The sequence below is a fragment of the Flavobacterium sp. CSZ genome (assembly GCF_015350725.1).
In the GTDB taxonomy this organism is placed as follows: domain Bacteria; phylum Bacteroidota; class Bacteroidia; order Flavobacteriales; family Flavobacteriaceae; genus Flavobacterium.
Map to the genome: position 1 here is coordinate 37,189 of NZ_JADKPQ010000008.1, position 17,613 is coordinate 54,801.

The window sequence follows — 17,613 nt, forward strand, 5'->3', positions numbered from 1 at the left end:
AATTTGCATCATGGAAAAACAACAATCAAAAGATCCGTTACACGGAATCACGCTTCAAAAAATAGTAGAAGCTTTAGTAGATCATTATGGTTTTGATACTTTGGCAGAAATAATTCCTGTAAAATGTTTTACTTCAAACCCAAGTGTAAAATCTAGTTTGACTTTTTTAAGAAAAACCGACTGGGCGAGAAAGAAAGTAGAAGATTTATATGTAAAATCTCTGCCTAAATTTGTGAAGTGATTATAATTTATAAGAAATCATAACACCACCGCGATATGGTAACCATTCGCCGCTTTTGTTCCAGTTTGGTGCTTTTTCATATCTTCCCGGAGTTCCGTCATTGTAATATCCTTTATAAAATCCTTGGTGCCATCCACCTCCGGCAAAAATATCCAATACAAATTTGTCGCTTAATTTGATATTGTATCCCACAGTAACACCTAAGCGGTATCCAAAGCCATGTTCGTATTTATTGGTATCCCAATAATTCCATTTTTGTAATTCGTAAACATCCGGACCGGCATGAGCACCTACATAAAATCCGTTATACTTTTCTTTAAAATGGTAACGAACTTCAGGTGTTAAGGTGTAAAATTTCATTGGACTATGCCCATTAAAAGATTCCCAGAAAGAAGCCATTACATCAACACTAAAAGTCATTTTTTCTCCTATACTGGTTTCAATACCAATATTAGGTATTGCAACTATTGCAGTTGCGGCATTGAATTTAATAAAAGTTTGACTTTGAGACTGAATCGAAAAGAAAAGAACAAGTAGGATTAAGAATTTTTTCATAAATTGGGTTTTCGCGATATTAAAACAAAGCTTTGTCGCTTATTTCGGGTGCAAATATAACGCAAACCATTAATTACTATTATGTAAATGTTTTAATTTAACAAGAATATTTTTTTTAATAAGTATGTTATATTACTTAGGTTCTAGTAATGAGTAAATTACATTGTCTAGGAAACGACCTTCATAAAATTCAGATTCTTTTAGATGTGCCTCTTTAACAAAACCGCATTTTTGTAAAACCTTTTCAGAGGCATAATTTTCAGGATCAATCAAAGCTTCAATAGAATGTAATTTTAATTCCTTAAAGCCATAAGTAATTAATCGGTTTACAGCTTCGGGAATAATTCCTTTGCCCTGAAATTCAGGTAATAAGATATAGCCAATTTCAGCACGGAAATTTTGAGGTTGCATTCTGTAATAACCAATAATACCAAGAAGTTTTGGGCTTCCTTTTAGAGTTATACCCCAATTGATACCAACGTTTGTTACGATTTTTTCTTCAATCATAGCAATATGCTCCAGCGCATCTTCATTGTTTTTTACCAATGGTCTTGGAATGTATTTCATGGTCTCAGGATTCGAACGTAATTCGAAAACTTCATTTACATCATCATTCGTTATTCTTCTTAAAAGCAAACGTTCTGTTTCTAAGACGGGAAATGGGGTGAAGTTAAATTCTAACATTTTTCTTGAATTATAATATTGTAATACTAAATTTTGACTGGAAGGTTTGATTGTTATCCAAAACTAAAATTCCTTCTTTCTCAAACAAATCTCCAGAGTTTTCAGCAGTATCTGAATAACCTAGCCAGGGTTCAACACAGATAAAAGGCGCCTGATCTTTAGTCCAAAGTCCTAAGCTTGGAAAATCTTCAAAAGCAACTTTTATATAAGGCTTTGAATTTTCAAGAATACTTAATGATTTTGATTCTAATGTTTTAAAAATCAAGGCATCGTTCTCGAATAATTTATAATTTAAAGTAACAATATTGTTAGTGGTTTCTAAAACTTTGGTTTTGTTAGAAATTAAATCATTTTCTAAAAGATGATATTTTAAAACTTCTTTTTTTTCGAATTCAAAAGCATAGTTTTCAAAATTTTTAGGTAATGCTATTGCCGGATGAGCCCCAATAGAGAAAGGCAATTTTTTACCACTTTTATTAATGACTTTATATCCTATATGTAATGAAGCTTCTTTAAGTGTATAAATAAGCTGTAGTTCAAATTCAAAAGGATATTTTGTAAGTGTTTCTGTTGTCGATTCTAATGAAAAAGTAGCACTGTTTTCGGTTTTATGAATCAATTGAAACTCCATATCACGTGCAAAACCATGTCTTGGTAATTGATATTCTTTTCCTTCAATTGTATAAGTATTGTTTTTTAAAGTTCCTACAATAGGAAAAAGAACAGGAGAGTGCTTTCCCCAAAAATCAGGATTGCCTTCCCAGATGTACTCTTTGTTTTGATTGCTTTTTAATGAAAATAATTCGGCTCCGGCATGTTTTATAGAGGCACTTATTGTTGAATTTGAAATAGTTGTATTCAAAGTGTTTAGTGTTGAAATGAATGAAATTTATATTGATGTAAATATATTTTATAAATTTTAGTTTTTTAGGAAAATGCTTCAAATTATTTTTTTGATAAAATTTTGCTAAAATTCAATTTAAGCTTCATGCTTTCTCTGTAAATAGCTTTTTTTTTCATTAATTTGCTACATAAACAGCTAAAAAATATGAAAATACAATCTTCGAGAGCCTTATTAACCATGGCTTTGTTTGTTGGGATTTCTTCTGTTTGGGCACAACAAAAGCCTGCAACAGCAGTAGTAACTCCAGTTAATAATTATAGTTATCATGATGCGTTTTCGCCCAATTTTTATACAAAAAACGGGACTTCGACTCGTTCTGCAAGTGGTCAGCCGGGAGTTGAATATTGGCAAAACAGGGCCGATTATCAGATAACGGCAAAATTAAATGCGACTACAAATGAAATTATTGGTACAGATGAAATCACGTATACCAATAATAGTCCTGATAAATTAGGATTTGTATGGTTGAATTTAGATCAGAATTTATTCAAAGAAGATTCAAGAGGAAATGCAGTTGTGCCTTTAACGGGAAGCCGTAACGGTGCTCAGGGGCAGGTTTTTGATGGAGGAAATAAAATTAAATCAGTTAAAGTAATTTCTGTTGGAAAGAAAAAAACTGATGTTGAAGCAAAATATGTAATTACAGACACCAGAATGCAAATATTTCTTCCTGAAGAATTAGCATCAAAAGGAGGTACAGTAAAAATTAAAATCGAATTTGCGTTCACAGCTCCTTTTGAAGGATCAGACAGAATGGGAGTTTTAGAAACTAAAAATGGTAAAATTTTCACCATTGCACAATGGTATCCCCGTATGTGTGTGTATGATGATGTAAGAGGCTGGAACACGCATCCGTATTTAGGAGCTTCTGAGTTTTACTTAGAATACGGTAATTTTGATGTAAAACTTACCGTTCCTGCCAATCATTATGTTGTAGGTTCAGGAGAATTGATAAACGGGGCAGAAGTATTGCCTGCGGAGGTTTTTAAACGTTATAAAGAAGCTGGTCAAAGCGATAAAACAGTTACAATTCGTTCTGCCGAAGAAGTTGCTGCAACAGCAAATACAAATGCTACTGGTGAAAAAACATGGCATTATCAGATCAAAAATGCTCGTGATTTTTCTTGGGCGTCATCTCCTGCTTTTGTTTTGGACGGAGCAAAAATTAATTTGCCAAGTGGTAAAAAATCGTTGGCCTTATCTGCTTATCCGGTAGAAAGTGCAGGACAGGGAGCTTATGGCCGTTCTACAGAATATGTAAAAGCAGCGATAGAGCATTACTCTAAAACATGGTTTGAATATCCTTATCCTGCAGCGACAAACGTAGCAGGAAATGAAGGCGGAATGGAATATCCTGGAATCGTTTTTTGCAGCTGGGAATCAAAAGGCCAGGATTTATGGGGAGTTACAGATCATGAATTTGGTCATATCTGGTTTCCTATGATTGTTGGTTCAAATGAAAGATTGTTTGCCTGGATGGATGAAGGTTTTAATACTTTTATCAATTCGTTAAGCACTGCGGAATTTAATAAAGGTGAATATGTAGAAGCACCAACAGATTTACATAAAGCTGCAGAATCTTTTACCAGACCTAGCTTAGAAACTATAATGAGTTCGCCTGATAATATGAAGGAAGCTAATATTGGTATGTTATGCTATTTTAAACCAAGTTCTGGATTGGTTATTTTAAGAGAACAAATATTAGGAAAAGAGCGTTTTGATAATGCTTTCCGTACTTATATAGAGCGTTGGGCTTACAAACATCCTCAACCGGATGACTTTTTCAGATCTATGGAAAATGTAGCTGGTGAAGATTTAAGCTGGTTCTGGAGAAGCTGGTACGTAAACAACTGGCGTTTTGATCAGGGAATTAATTCAATAAAATATGTAAAAAATGATCCGTCAAAAGGAGTTATAATTACAGTAGAGAATTTTGATAAAATGCCAATGCCGATTATTTTAGATGTGAAAACAAAAAGCGGGAAGGTTACAAGAGTTAAATTGCCTGTAGAAATTTGGCAACGTAATACTGTATGGTCTTTTAAACATAATTCTACAGAAGAAATCGAAAGTATTACTCTTGACCCTGATCATGTTTTTCCGGATAATAACGAAGCAAACAACGTGTGGACATCGGGAAACGGTAAAATAGAGAAAGATGTAATTTTAGATGGTTATTTAGGAACATATTCAACTTCAAGAGCACCTTTGAAAATTGATTTTACCGAAAAGAACAGCACATTAAATGTTGAAATTACAAACTTTCCTAAGTTTACTGTAGCTCCTGTAGAAAACGAAAAAGACACATTTCAATCTACAAGTGCCGGATTAAAATTTAAGTTTAATGAAGCTAAAACAGGTTTCGATATGATTATTTTAGGTAACGGAGAAACAATTCCGTTTACTAAAAAATAAAAATAAAATAAAATTATAAAATTCTTAAAACCCGATAGTTACAGTAGCTATCGGGTTTTCTTTTGGTTTTGATTTCCAGTTGTAAGCTCACCAAGTTTTGTTTAGATCATCATTTTAGCAAAGATTCAGAACCTTAGTAACTTAGAATTCTAGCATCTTATAAAAATAACATTTCATTAAAAAAATGTTAGAATTTTGATTTTTTGTTTTGGAAATAAAAAAATAGTGTATTTTTGCACCGATGAATAAAATAAGTTTACATATAACTTCTTTGTCACGGACAAACTCACCTGTAACTTCTCCCGAAGTACGGATACTATCTCTATAGTATTCACAGAGTTTTTCGCCGCATATTTATTTATATTCATTTTTCATTTTGAAATCACACAATTTGTCCATTGGACAAACATATCCTAAAAATATATTTAATTTTTTAAATTTTCTTAATCAAGTTTTTGATTTTGAGAATGTTACTTCTGTTATGTCTATTTTTGTTGGATCGATTTCTGGATTTCAAACTAAACAACACGTTTTAATTTTTAACTCTAACTTCAACTATTGAAATGAAAATCTCTATTGTTGTTACTCAGGAAGAACACTTCAAATTCGCACAGGAAATTTGCGATACAATAGAATCATCTGCCTTGTTAAGAGGTACAGGGATTGCTAAAAGAACTCCTGAATACATTCAGAAAAAAATGTCGAACGGTGATGCGATGATTGCTCTGGCAGACGGAAAATTTGCAGGTTTTTGTTATATCGAAAGTTGGCAACACGGAAAATTCGTGGCACATTCTGGTTTAATTGTACATCCGGATTACAGAAGTTTAGGTTTGGCGAAAAAAATCAAATCAAAAGTATTTGATTATTCTCTAAAAAGATACCCTGACGCTAAGATATTTGGTATTACAACCGGCTTGGCTGTAATGAAAATCAACTCTGATTTAGGTTATAAACCAGTTCCTTTCTCTGAACTTACAACAGATCCAAGTTTTTGGTCAGGATGTAAAACCTGTACCAACTATGAAATTCTGAAAAGCAAAGAAAACAAGATGTGCCTTTGTACCGGAATGCTGTACGACCCAAAAGAAAAACAAAAAGATCCGCCAAGACATCCTTTTAATGAGGCTGTTCTAAGCAGATTAAAAAAAATAAAACAAGCTTTATTCCTGAATAAAATACTGTCTTTCGGTTTTTTATCTTAAGAATTAAATTAAAAAAGAAATCTCAAACTTGCTACATACGAAAGTATTAGCCTAAATTATAAAAAATGAAAAAAGTTGTATTAGCTTATAGTGGAGGATTAGATACCTCGTATTGTTTGAAATATTTAAAAAATGAAAAAGGATACGAAGTTCACACCGTACTTGTAGATACAGGAGGATTTGATGCTGAAGAATTATCGGCAATCGAAAAAAGAGCTTACGAATTAGGAAGCGCGCAACACGCCAACCTAACCATCGTAGATAAATATTATGATAAAGCTATTAAATATTTGATTTTTGGAAACGTATTAAAAAACAATACATATCCATTATCAGTAAGTGCAGAGCGTGTTTTTCAGGCAATTGAAGCCATTAAATATGCTAAAAAAGTTGGAGCAAGCGCCATCGCACACGGAAGCACAGGTGCAGGAAATGACCAGATTCGTTTTGATTTGATTTTCCAAACCATCGCTCCTGAAATTGAAATCATTACACCAATTAGAGATTTAAAATTATCAAGACAAGAAGAAGTTGATTATTTATCTAAAAATGGAGTTCACTATTCTTGGGAAAAAGCACAATATTCGATCAATAAAGGACTTTGGGGAACAAGCGTTGGAGGAAAAGAAACGCTGACTTCAAGCCAGCCATTGCCAGGTGACGCTTATCCTTCACAATTGAAAAAAGAAGGAGAAGAAAAAGTAAGATTGCATTTTGAACAAGGAGAATTAGTTGGAATAAATGGTCAATTAGATAAACCATCAAATAATATTGTAGCCCTTGAAAAACTGGCAAATGCTTTTGCAATTGGTAGAGATATTCACGTAGGTGATACAATTATCGGAATTAAAGGAAGAGTTGGTTTTGAAGCTGCTGCGCCATTAATCATCATTAAAGCACACCATTTATTAGAGAAACATACTCTTGGTAAATGGCAACAATACTGGAAAGAACAATTAGGAAACTGGTACGGAATGTTATTTCATGAAGGTCAGTTTTTAGATCCGGTTATGAGAAACATCGAAACATTCTTGCAAGACACACAAAAAACAGTAAATGGTGTTGTAACCGTTTCTTTAAAACCATATCATTTTTCGCTTGACGGAATTGAATCAGATAATGATTTGATGAATACAGGTTTTGGTCAGTACGGAGAAATGAACAACGCATGGACATCTGACGATGCAAAAGGGTTTATTAAGATTTTAGGAAATGCACAAAACATATTTTCATCTGTAAATCATTTAGATCATGATTAATATCGGAATAATTGGTGGTTCGGGTTATACAGCCGGAGAACTTATCAGAATCTTGATGTATCATCCCAATGTAAACATTGACTTTGTTTACAGTACGACAAATGCTGGAAAACCACTTTCTGTGGCACACCACGATTTGATGGGAGATATTGAAATGAATTTTACTGATGTTGTAAATCCTGACGTAAATGTTGTTTTTTTATGTCTGGGCCACGGTAAATCGATTTCATTTTTACAAGAAAATAAGTTCGCTGGTCACACTAAAATCATCGATTTAGGAAATGATTTCAGATTAACGAAAGACGCTAATTTTGACGGAAAAGAATTCGTTTACGGATTGCCTGAATTGAATAAAGCTGCAATTAAAAAAGCAAATTTTATTGCAAATCCAGGTTGTTTTGCTACAGCGATTCAATTGGCTTTATTACCATTAGCTAAAAATAATCTGCTTAAAAATGATGTTCATATTAATGCAACTACAGGAAGTACAGGTGCAGGCGTAAGTCTTGCCGAAACTTCTCATTTTAGTTGGAGAAACAATAATATGTCGCATTATAAAGCTTTTGAACACCAGCATTTGGGAGAAATCAACCAAAGCGTAAAACAATTGCAGGCTGATTACTCAGATGAATTAATTTTTGTTCCGAATAGAGGCGATTTTACAAGAGGAATTTTTGCAACATTATATACAGATTCTGATGAAAGCTTAGAAGATTTAGTTGCTAAATACAAGGATTTCTATAAAAATGAACCTTTTGTAACGGTTACAACGACAAACATCAACATGAAACAAGTCGTTCAAACCAACAAATGTATCATCAGTTTATTGAAAAAAGGAAACCGGATTTTAATTACTTCAATCATTGATAACTTAACCAAAGGTGCTTCAGGACAAGCGATTCAAAACATGAATTTAATGTTCGGATTAGAAGAAACTACAGGTTTACATTTGAAACCAAGCGGATTTTAAATTGTTGTCAAAACGGTTAATCGTTTATTCGGTTAATCGATTAAACAAATGAACGGTTAAACAATTAAACAGCAAGAAAATGAATTTATTTAACGTATACCCACTTTATGATATCACTCCTGTAAAAGCGCTAGACTGCACAATTACAGATAAGAACGGAGTGGAATATTTAGACCTATATAGCGGACATGGTGTAATCTCAATTGGCCATACACAACCAGATTATGTTGAAAAACTAAAAAATCAATTAGATCATTTAGGATTTTATTCAAATGCTATTCAAAATCCTTTGCAGGTAGAATTGGCTCAAAAATTAGGAAAACTTTCAGGATTAGAAGATTATGAATTGTTTTTATGCAGTTCGGGAGCTGAAGCAAACGAAAATGCTTTAAAATTAGCCTCTTTCCATAACGGAAAATCAAGAGTTGTAGCTTTTCATAATTCTTTTCACGGAAGAACTTCTGCGGCCGTTGCTGTTACAGATAATAAGAAAATAGTAGCACCAATCAATGCACAACAAGTAGTTACTTTTTTACCTTTAAATCAAATCGAATTAGTTGAAGCAGAACTGGCAAAAGGTGATGTTTCGGCTGTAATTATCGAAGGAATTCAGGGAGTGGGAGGTTTAGACGAAGGAACAACCGAGTTTTTTCAGGCTCTAGAAAAAGCATGTAAAAAACACGATGTGGTTTTAATTTTAGACGAAGTACAATCAGGATACGGAAGAAGCGGTAAGTTTTTCGCATTCCAACACCACGCAATCAATGCTGATATTATTTCAGTTGCAAAAGGAATGGGGAATGGATTTCCGGTTGGAGCTATTTTAATTTCTCCAAAATTTGAAGCGAGTTTCGGATTATTAGGAACTACTTTCGGTGGAAGCCACTTGTCTTGTGCTGCAGGAATCGCGGTTCTGGATGTAATTGAAAAACTTGATTTACAGAAGAATGTAAATGAAGTATATGAGTATTTCTTAGAAAAAATCAGAGAAGTTCCAGGAATCAAGCAAGTAAAAGGAAAAGGATTAATGCTTGGCGTTGAATTCGATTTTGATGTAGCTGCTTTAAGAAAGAAATTAATCATCGAAAAACATATTTTTACAGGAAGTGCTAACAACAAAAATCTGTTAAGAATTTTACCGCCATTAACGGTGAAAAAATCAGATATAGATACGTTTATTGTAGCTTTAAAAGAAAGTTTAGAAGAGCTTAATAATTAGTTTGCCTATAACTGTTAATTCGTTTAATTGTTTAACTGGTTAATCGATTAAACGAATTAACGATTAACCAATTAAAACAAAAAAAAATGAATCCATTATCAATTGAAAAACGCAATCTGGTTTTGCGCTCCATGGCAAAGCTGGTCGAGCAAGAGCGGAGTCAAATAATACTCACCAATCAGGAGGATTTATTAGCTTACGATGGCTCTGATTTAGCGATGGAAGAACGCCTAAAAGTAGATGGTAAAAAAGTCGACGAGATGATTTTATCTTTGAATCAACTAGCTTCACAAGAAGATCCGGTTGGAGTAGAGCGTTTTCATTTTACTCATGATAATGGAATAAGAGTCATTAATAAAACAGCAGCTTTTGGTACGATTTTAATCATTTACGAATCTCGTCCTGACGTTACCATTGAAGCAGGAGGAATTGCTTTTAAATCCGGAAATAAGATTTTATTAAAAGGAGGAAAAGAAGCTTTAAAATCCAATTTAAAAATTGTTGATCTATGGCATCAGGCTTTAGAAGAAAACGGAGTTTCAAAAGATTGGGTAGAGTATTTAAATTATAATCGGTCAGAAACTCAGGCTTTTTTAGAAAAACCAACTCAAAAAGTAGATTTAATTGTTCCAAGAGGAGGAGAAAAATTAATTGAGTTTGTCAAGCAACACGCGACTTGCCCAGTAATTGTAAGCGGACGTGGAAATAATTTTGTTTACGTTCATCAATATGCAGATACAGATTTGGCCTTAAAAGTAATTTTAAATGCCAAAACTTCTAAAATCTCAGCTTGTAACGCAGTTGATAAAGTTTTGATAGATTCTAAATTGCCAAATTTTGAAGGTTTTACAGCTATTTTAATCGAAACATTAAAAGAATCGAATGTAGAAGTAATTGTCGATGAATCTTTAAAAAGCTTCGAAGATACAGAAACACTTCAAAACGAAGATATCTGGTACGAAGAGTTTTTAGATTATAAAATTGTCATCGGAACTATTGATTCTGAGGAAAATGCAATCGAAAAAATAAATAAATATTGTGGAGGCCATTCTGCGGTAATCATTACCAAAGATGACAAAGCAGCACAAAAATTTATGGATGCCGTTGATACAGCAGCCGTTTATCAAAACGCCTCAACACGTTTTACTGACGGAGGACAATTTGGTTTAGGAGGAGAATTAGCGATAAGCACCGATAAATTACATCAAAGAGGACCAATTGGCTTACAGCATCTTGTAACAAACAAATGGTATGTATACGGGGATGGACAGATTCGATAGAATTTTAGATTGTTGATTTCAGATTTTAGATTGAGGATTAACGAGTTCTGATTTCAGTTTTTTTGAATTTTTATTACTCACAAAGTAGGAATTAGAATTTGGACTCGAGCGATAGCGAACAGGCGAAGCAATTTAAAAAATTGGAATTTATTGAAAGATAACCTTGCGAGCTTAGCGTTTGTAAACACAAACAGAATAAAAAACCTTGCGCCCTTTGCGGAAAAAAAATACAGCATGTCAAAAAAGCGGATTTTATTAAAAATAGGAAGTAATACTTTAACCAAAGAAACCAATCATATTTCGCGAGGAAAGATCGAAGATATTGGTATGCAAATCGCCGCTCTTAACAAAGATTACGAATTTGTAATCGTAAGTTCAGGAGCCATTGCCGCAGCCAAGCAATTTGTAAAGCTCGAGAGCAAAGGCAAAGAAATTGCATTAAAACAAGCTTTGGCCTCAATTGGGCAACCCCATTTAATGCGGATTTTCCATGAGAATTTCAGCGATTTAGGATTATTGACATCACAGTGTTTATTGTCTTATTCAGATTTCGAAAAAGACCAGTCAAAAGTAAACATTGTCAATACGATTAATGTTTTGGTCGAGAATAATTACATTCCGATTATTAATGAAAATGATACCGTTGCTACAGATGAGATTCGGTTTGGAGATAATGATAAATTAGCGGCGCTAACAGCGGTCCTTTTAAATGTTGATATTCTGATAATTGCGACGAATACAAACGGAATTTATACGAAAGATTCCATTCACGATGAAAATCCTGAAACGATTCAATTAGTAAAAGATTTAAAAGTATTAGAAAAGGAAATCGGAGAATCAAAATCATCACACGGAACAGGCGGAATGCAATCTAAAATAGAAGCAGCGGGAATTGCAAAAGCCGCCAACATAGAAACCTGGATCGTCAACGGATTAAATGATAATTTTATTCTAAAAGCATTAGAAGGAGAAATTCCTTTTACGAAAATTGTGTAGAAATGTTTATTTGTTTAATCGTTAATTCGGTTAATCGATCGGGCAAATAAATAGTTAAACAAATTAACGATTAAACAAGAAAAAGACATGAACTATATTTCAATACAAGATATCGACTCATTATCAAAATGGGTAAAAAGTGCGTTAAAAATCAAAAAGAACCCACTTAAAAATCAAGACTTAGGTAAAAATAAAACCTTAGGAATGTTATTCTTCAACCCAAGTTTAAGAACGCGTTTGAGTACTCAAAAAGCTGCTATAAACCTAGGAATGAACGTTATGGTGATGAATTTTACCAACGAAGGCTGGACATTAGAATTCGAAGACGGAGCTATTATGAATTCAGGTGCTTCAGAACATATTAAAGAAGCGGCAGAGGTAGTGTCTCAATATTGTGATATTATCGCAATCCGTGCCTTTGCAGGCTTGGTTGACAAAGAAAAGGATTATGCTGAAACTGTAATTTCAGGATTTTTGAAACATGCTACTGTGCCAATTGTAAACATGGAAAGCGCTGTGCGTCACCCAATGCAGTCTTTGGCAGATGCTATTACGATGGAAGAATACAAAACAAAACACAAACCAAAAGTAGTTTTGTCCTGGGCACCGCACCCAAAAGCGTTGCCTCAGGCAGTTGCAAACTCGTTTGTAGAAATGATGCAAATGCAAAAAGATATGGATTTTGTAATTACACATCCGGAAGGTTACGAATTAAGCCCTGAAATTACAAAAGATTGCAAAATCGAATACGACCAAAACAAAGCGTTTGAAAATGCCGATTTCGTTTACGTAAAAAACTGGAGTAACTTCAATGATTACGGAAAAGTAACCAATCTAGATCCAAATTGGACGGTTACAGCCGAAAAAATGGCATTGACCAATAACGGAAAATTCATGCACTGTTTACCAGTTCGTCGTAACGTAATTGTCACTGACGAAGTAATCGACAGCGAGAATTCAATTGTAATTCAGCAAGCGAATAACAGAACGTATTCGGCACAATTAGTTTTACAAAAGATTTTGAAGAAATTGTAAATTAAGGTACAAAGGCACAAAGTTGCAAAGGTTCAGAGGTTTTTACACACTGAATCTAAACTTTGTCCCTTTGTTCCTCTGAACATTTGAACCTCATGAAAAAAGTTACCGTAATAAAAATAGGTGGAAACATCATTGACAACCCAACCGAGTTAGAACAATTCTTAACCGATTTTTCTAAAATCGAAGGACATAAAGTTTTAGTTCACGGAGGAGGAAAATCGGCTACAAAAATGGCTCAAAGTATTGGTTTAGTTCCTCAAATGATTGACGGACGCAGAATTACTGATGCGCCAATGCTTGATGTTGTCGTAATGATTTACGCAGGACAAATCAATAAACATATAGTAGCGCAATTACAGGCCAAAAATAATAACGCAATTGGTTTTTCAGGAGCTGACGGAAATTTGATTCAGTCCACAAAACGAAATCACCCCACAATTGATTATGGTTTTGTAGGCGATGTAAACCAAGTCAATACAAAGTTATTGGCAACTCTACTTGAAGCCGGAATCGTTCCTGTTTTCTGCGCTATTACACACGACAAAAACGGACAATTGTTAAACACAAACGCTGATACGATTGCAAGTGAATTATCAATTGCATTGTCTGAAGTTTTTGATGTTACACTTACTTATTGTTTTGAAAAACAAGGTGTTTTGCAAGATTCAGAAGATGATAATTCTGTAATTACAGCAATCAACGAGGTATTGTACAATAAACTAAAAGAAGAAAAAGTAATCCATTCCGGAATGATTCCAAAACTGGATAATTGCTTCAATAGTTTATCAAGAGGCGTTCAGAAAATCAAAATTGGACATCATAAAATGCTTCAAAATCCTGACGTTGTGCATACAACGATTACTTTATAAATAGATTGCCACGCACTACACAAATTGACACTAATTTTTTCTGTTTAAAGACAAAATAATTTTAGACGTACAGAAAAAAGTTTATTTTGATTTTAAATGTGTGGCAAAAAGATAATTTGTGAAAATCAGTGTAATTAGTGGCAAAAAAACAGAGCTTCACAGTACTTTTAAATTTTAATTTAAGAAATTTGCGCAAATTAAAAATGTCACAGATTTAATTAAAACTTCGTGACTTTGTCCCGATAGTTATCGGGATAACGGCAAAGAAAACATAACTATGAAAAATATTGCAACGCTTACCAAGGAAGCAATTAATTTATTAAAAAGCCTTATCGAAACCCCTTCTTTTTCAAGCGAAGAAGATAAAACGGCACTTTTAATAGAAAATTGGTTCAATCAAAACGAGATTCCCTTTAAAAGAGAAAATAATAATGTTTGGGCTTTCAATAAATATTTCGACGAAAACAAACCAACACTTTTACTGAATTCACACCACGATACTGTAAAGCCAAACCAAGCTTATACCAACGATCCATTTAAGGCCATCGAAAAAGATGGCAAATTATTTGGTTTAGGAAGTAATGACGCTGGAGGATGTCTGGTTTCGTTATTAGCAACTTTTGTTCATTTTTATCAGAATCAAAATTTATCTCATAATCTTGTAATCGTAGCTTCGGCCGAAGAAGAAAGCAGTGGAAAAAATGGTTTAAACAGCGTTTTAAAGCATTTGCCAGAGCTGGATTGCGCCATTGTGGGCGAACCAACTTTAATGCAATTGGCTGTAGCTGAGAAAGGTTTGTTGGTTCTTGATGTAAAAGTAAAAGGAACCGCAAGCCACGCCGCACATCAAAACGACGATAACTCATTATACAAATCAATTCCGGTAATGGAATGGTTTAAAAACTATAAATTCGATAAGATCTCTGATGTTTTAGGTCCCGTAAAAATGACCGTAACGCAAATCAGTGCAGGAAAACAGCACAATGTCGTGCCGTCAGAATGTGATTTAGTGGTTGACATTCGGGTAACCGATCGTTATACAAATGCAGAGATTCTAGAAACAGTAAAAGCAAATGTAAATGCCGAAGTAACACCAAGATCAATGCATTTAAATGCTTCATCGATTCCAGTCTCACACGGTTTAGTACAAGCCGGAATCGCTTTAGGAAGAACCACTTATGGTTCGCCAACACTTTCAGATCAATCTGTTCTAAGCTGTCAGTCATTAAAATTAGGGCCAGGAGAAACGTTACGTTCACATTCAGCAGACGAATTTATTTTCATCAACGAAATCGAAGAGGGAGTCGATTTGTATATCAAAATACTAACAGATTTCTTTAAATTATAAAAAAGAAAAACCGCCACGAATTCACGAATTTATATCTTCAAAGATTATCAAAAATAATTCGTGAATTCGTGGCGAAAAAAATATCATCTATGAAACTTTGGGAAAAAGGAATACCAACAGACAAACAAATCGAACATTTCACAGTAGGAAACGATCGTGAACTTGATTTGGTTCTCGCAAAATACGATGCTTTAGGTTCTATTGCACATGCCAAAATGCTTGGGCAAATAGGGTTATTAACTCAGGAAGAAACCACATCTTTAGTTGATGCCTTAAACGAAATCATTGCAGATGTTGTAATAGGTAATTTCGAAATCGAAGACAGTTTCGAAGACGTACATTCTAAAATAGAATATTTATTGACCGTAAAATTGGGCGATGCCGGAAAGAAAATCCATACGGCACGTTCTCGTAACGATCAGGTTTTGGTAGATGTTCATTTGTATCTGAAAGACGAACTAAAAGCCTTAAAAGAACAGGTAAAAACATTGTTTGATTTGTTAATGGAATCGGCAGAAAAACACCAAAATGTTTTATTGCCAGGATATACGCATTTGCAAATCGCCATGCCATCCTCATTCGGAATGTGGTTTTCTGCTTACGCCGAAAGTTTTATTGACGATATTACGATGTTAAATGCAGCTTCAAAAATCGTTGATCAAAACCCGTTAGGATCTGCTGCAGGTTATGGAAGCTCGTTCCCAATCAACAGAACATTTACAACACAGGAATTAGGATTTGAAACTTTAAAATTCAACGCTGTTGCAGCCCAAATGAGCCGTGGTAAAGCAGAGAAAACCGTTGCCTTTGCGATGGCAAGTGTTGCGGGGACTTTATCAAAATTCGCTATGGATGTTTGTTTGTACATGAGTCAAAACTTTGACTTTATTGGTCTTCCGGCGCATCTTACAACAGGATCGAGCATTATGCCTCACAAGAAAAATCCGGATGTATTCGAATTAATCAGAGGAAAATGCAACAAGATTCAGGCACTTCCGTACGAAATCACCTTAATCACTAATAATTTACCAAGCGGATATCACAGAGATTTACAGCTTTTAAAAGAAGGTTTGTTCCCGGCGCTTCAAAACCTAAAAGCATGTTTAGATATTGCGATTTTCTCTGTAAAAGACATTACAGTAAAAGACAATATTTTAAAAGATAAAAAATACGATTATCTGTTTACAGTAGATACTTTAAACGAAATGGTGGTTGAAGGAATGCCTTTCAGAGATGCATACAAAGCCGTTGCTGAACAATTAGAAGCAGGAACGTATCAATCTCCAAAAGAAACAAAACACACGCACGAAGGCAGTATCAATAATTTATGTCTGGAAGCGATTAAAGATAAAATGAAAGCCGCTTTTTAAAACTTTCTTCCAATAAAAAAAGCCGATTTGTATCCAATACAAATCGGCTTTTTTATGTAATATTTTGATTAGCTTTTATTAGTGCAAGTTGTAGAGATTACTCCCCCTGAAGTTATCTGAAGCGTTGCTCCGGCACCACATGTTTTGTTCGTTACATATTGTTCCACTTTTCCAAGAGGAATCGTAGTGTAAGAATAAGAAGGTTTACTCACTTTAGTGCCAAAATCCATTGGTCCTTTGCGACAACGATCAAATACAATCCCAACTGTTCCGCCATCTGTGCTTATGTATTCTTTAAAAACTTTTTCTACTTTTGCAAAATCAGTTCCTTCAACATAACAAGTTGAGTTTTTAATTCCTCCACCTAAACCAATAGCCAAAGGATCAGATTCTGATGTGCTGTAATAACAATTCAGGATATGAAGTTCGGCATTTCTGCCACGAGGCATACGCTGTTTACAGCCTTCAGCCCAATAACAATTCTTAAAAGTTATACTATAATGTCCGTCAGCAGGAGAATCATTTTTGTTCGAACCAATAAGATTACTAAACCTATGATCATCAGCTCCACCTGAACCGCCTGATTTTGGTGCTTTTAGATAAGTAAATTTGCACCACGAAATCGTGACGTTATCTGTTTTTCCTTTATTATCATAATTTCCGTCCTGACCGTCCTGAAATTCACAATGATCTATCCAAAGATTGGTGCAATCGGCAGTCAAATTATCCTGACCATCAATATCATAAGCGCCTGGACCAATGAAAACAAGATTTCTGATTATTACATCATTAGATCCGGGTTTTAAATTTAAAATACCTGCTCCGGGGTTCGATTGGGTTTCGTTTACAAGTTTTGCGCCTGGAAGCCCTATTAATGTTTTGTTCGTTACAACTTCATGGATAGGTTTACCACTGGGAATAGTAATTACTCCTGAAACTAAAATCACTGCCGGAGATTTTGATTTAATTTTTGATAATAATTCATTATAAGTCGTTACTGTAACAGGAGTAGAGTTTCGGCCTCCTGTAGTGGAGGCACCAAATCCTTCAGGAGATTCCATATAATATTTTTGTGCAAAAAGAGAAGACATACTCAATAAGAAAAAGAGTAAAAGCAGATTTTGTTTCATTTTATAATGATATTTTTATTTGTGGTTTCTTTAATTGACTTGTTAAATGTAATCGATTATACAGATTTAAATGATTAATCTTTATGATTAACTATTTTACGGAAAATATTAACGATTTAGATTATTTAAA

The 17,613-nt window shown here is 34.1% G+C and carries 16 protein-coding genes; 12 read left to right on the top strand and 4 right to left on the bottom strand.

The features are described 5' to 3' along the window. The first annotated feature begins 10 nt into the window (after nucleotides 1–10). Nucleotides 11–241, top strand: a complete 231-nt coding sequence (locus tag IRZ78_RS10830) for a VF530 family protein (RefSeq protein ID WP_194616557.1) — start codon at nucleotides 11–13, stop codon at nucleotides 239–241. Here the strand turns inward: IRZ78_RS10830 and IRZ78_RS10835 are convergent, their stop codons facing one another. The 3 genes from IRZ78_RS10835 to IRZ78_RS10845 form a co-directional block, all read right to left on the bottom strand. Then, on the bottom strand, nucleotides 242–796 hold the full coding sequence (locus IRZ78_RS10835) for a DUF3575 domain-containing protein (RefSeq protein WP_194616558.1): 555 nt from the start codon (nucleotides 794–796) through the stop codon (nucleotides 242–244). It abuts the gene before it with no gap. A 132-nt stretch (nucleotides 797–928) separates the two neighbouring features. Next, a complete protein-coding gene (locus IRZ78_RS10840) occupies nucleotides 929–1,480 on the bottom strand; it encodes a GNAT family N-acetyltransferase (protein WP_194616559.1) in 552 nt (183 codons plus the stop codon). Nucleotides 1,481–1,490: 10 nt separating this feature from the next. Further along, nucleotides 1,491–2,342, bottom strand: coding sequence for an aldose 1-epimerase family protein (locus IRZ78_RS10845; RefSeq protein WP_194616560.1), 852 nt, complete (start codon nucleotides 2,340–2,342; stop codon nucleotides 1,491–1,493). Between the two features lie 186 nt (nucleotides 2,343–2,528). Between IRZ78_RS10845 and IRZ78_RS10850 the strand changes: the two genes are divergently transcribed. From IRZ78_RS10850 to argH, 11 genes are all read left to right on the top strand, one after another. Continuing rightward, the gene (locus IRZ78_RS10850) at nucleotides 2,529–4,799 is read left to right on the top strand and encodes a M1 family metallopeptidase (protein WP_194616561.1); all 2,271 of its coding nucleotides are present in this window, start codon (nucleotides 2,529–2,531) and stop codon (nucleotides 4,797–4,799) included. Between the two features lie 563 nt (nucleotides 4,800–5,362). Further along, nucleotides 5,363–6,004 carry a GNAT family N-acetyltransferase gene (locus IRZ78_RS10855; RefSeq protein ID WP_065449613.1) on the top strand — a complete coding sequence of 214 codons (642 nt, stop codon included), beginning with the start codon at nucleotides 5,363–5,365 and terminating at the stop codon, nucleotides 6,002–6,004. A gap of 65 nt (nucleotides 6,005–6,069) precedes the next feature. Then, nucleotides 6,070–7,263, top strand: coding sequence for an argininosuccinate synthase domain-containing protein (locus IRZ78_RS10860; protein WP_116754117.1), 1,194 nt, complete (start codon nucleotides 6,070–6,072; stop codon nucleotides 7,261–7,263). Then, nucleotides 7,256–8,233, top strand: coding sequence for an N-acetyl-gamma-glutamyl-phosphate reductase (gene argC, locus IRZ78_RS10865; RefSeq protein ID WP_194616562.1), 978 nt, complete (start codon nucleotides 7,256–7,258; stop codon nucleotides 8,231–8,233). Before IRZ78_RS10860 ends, argC begins: the two co-directional genes overlap by 8 nt. Nucleotides 8,234–8,312: 79 nt before the next feature. Next, entirely contained in the window at nucleotides 8,313–9,452 is a 1,140-nt protein-coding gene (locus IRZ78_RS10870) for an aminotransferase class III-fold pyridoxal phosphate-dependent enzyme (protein WP_194616563.1), read from the top strand. An 86-nt stretch (nucleotides 9,453–9,538) separates the two neighbouring features. After that, nucleotides 9,539–10,732, top strand: coding sequence for a glutamate-5-semialdehyde dehydrogenase (locus tag IRZ78_RS10875; protein WP_194616564.1), 1,194 nt, complete (start codon nucleotides 9,539–9,541; stop codon nucleotides 10,730–10,732). A 234-nt stretch (nucleotides 10,733–10,966) separates the two neighbouring features. Beyond that, entirely contained in the window at nucleotides 10,967–11,728 is a 762-nt protein-coding gene (proB, locus tag IRZ78_RS10880) for a glutamate 5-kinase (RefSeq protein ID WP_194616565.1), read from the top strand. Nucleotides 11,729–11,815: 87 nt separating this feature from the next. Beyond that, on the top strand, nucleotides 11,816–12,763 hold the full coding sequence (locus IRZ78_RS10885) for an N-acetylornithine carbamoyltransferase (protein ID WP_194616566.1): 948 nt from the start codon (nucleotides 11,816–11,818) through the stop codon (nucleotides 12,761–12,763). A gap of 95 nt (nucleotides 12,764–12,858) precedes the next feature. Continuing rightward, nucleotides 12,859–13,635, top strand: coding sequence for an acetylglutamate kinase (argB, locus tag IRZ78_RS10890; protein ID WP_194616567.1), 777 nt, complete (start codon nucleotides 12,859–12,861; stop codon nucleotides 13,633–13,635). A gap of 277 nt (nucleotides 13,636–13,912) precedes the next feature. After that, on the top strand, nucleotides 13,913–14,983 hold the full coding sequence (locus IRZ78_RS10895) for a M20 family metallo-hydrolase (protein ID WP_194616568.1): 1,071 nt from the start codon (nucleotides 13,913–13,915) through the stop codon (nucleotides 14,981–14,983). An 89-nt stretch (nucleotides 14,984–15,072) separates the two neighbouring features. After that, a complete protein-coding gene (gene argH, locus IRZ78_RS10900) occupies nucleotides 15,073–16,353 on the top strand; it encodes an argininosuccinate lyase (protein WP_194616569.1) in 1,281 nt (426 codons plus the stop codon). Between the two features lie 68 nt (nucleotides 16,354–16,421). Here argH and IRZ78_RS10905 read toward each other — a convergent pair whose 3' ends face one another. Continuing rightward, entirely contained in the window at nucleotides 16,422–17,483 is a 1,062-nt protein-coding gene (locus IRZ78_RS10905; protein WP_194616570.1) for a pectate lyase, read from the bottom strand. Nucleotides 17,484–17,613: the final 130 nt, after the last annotated feature.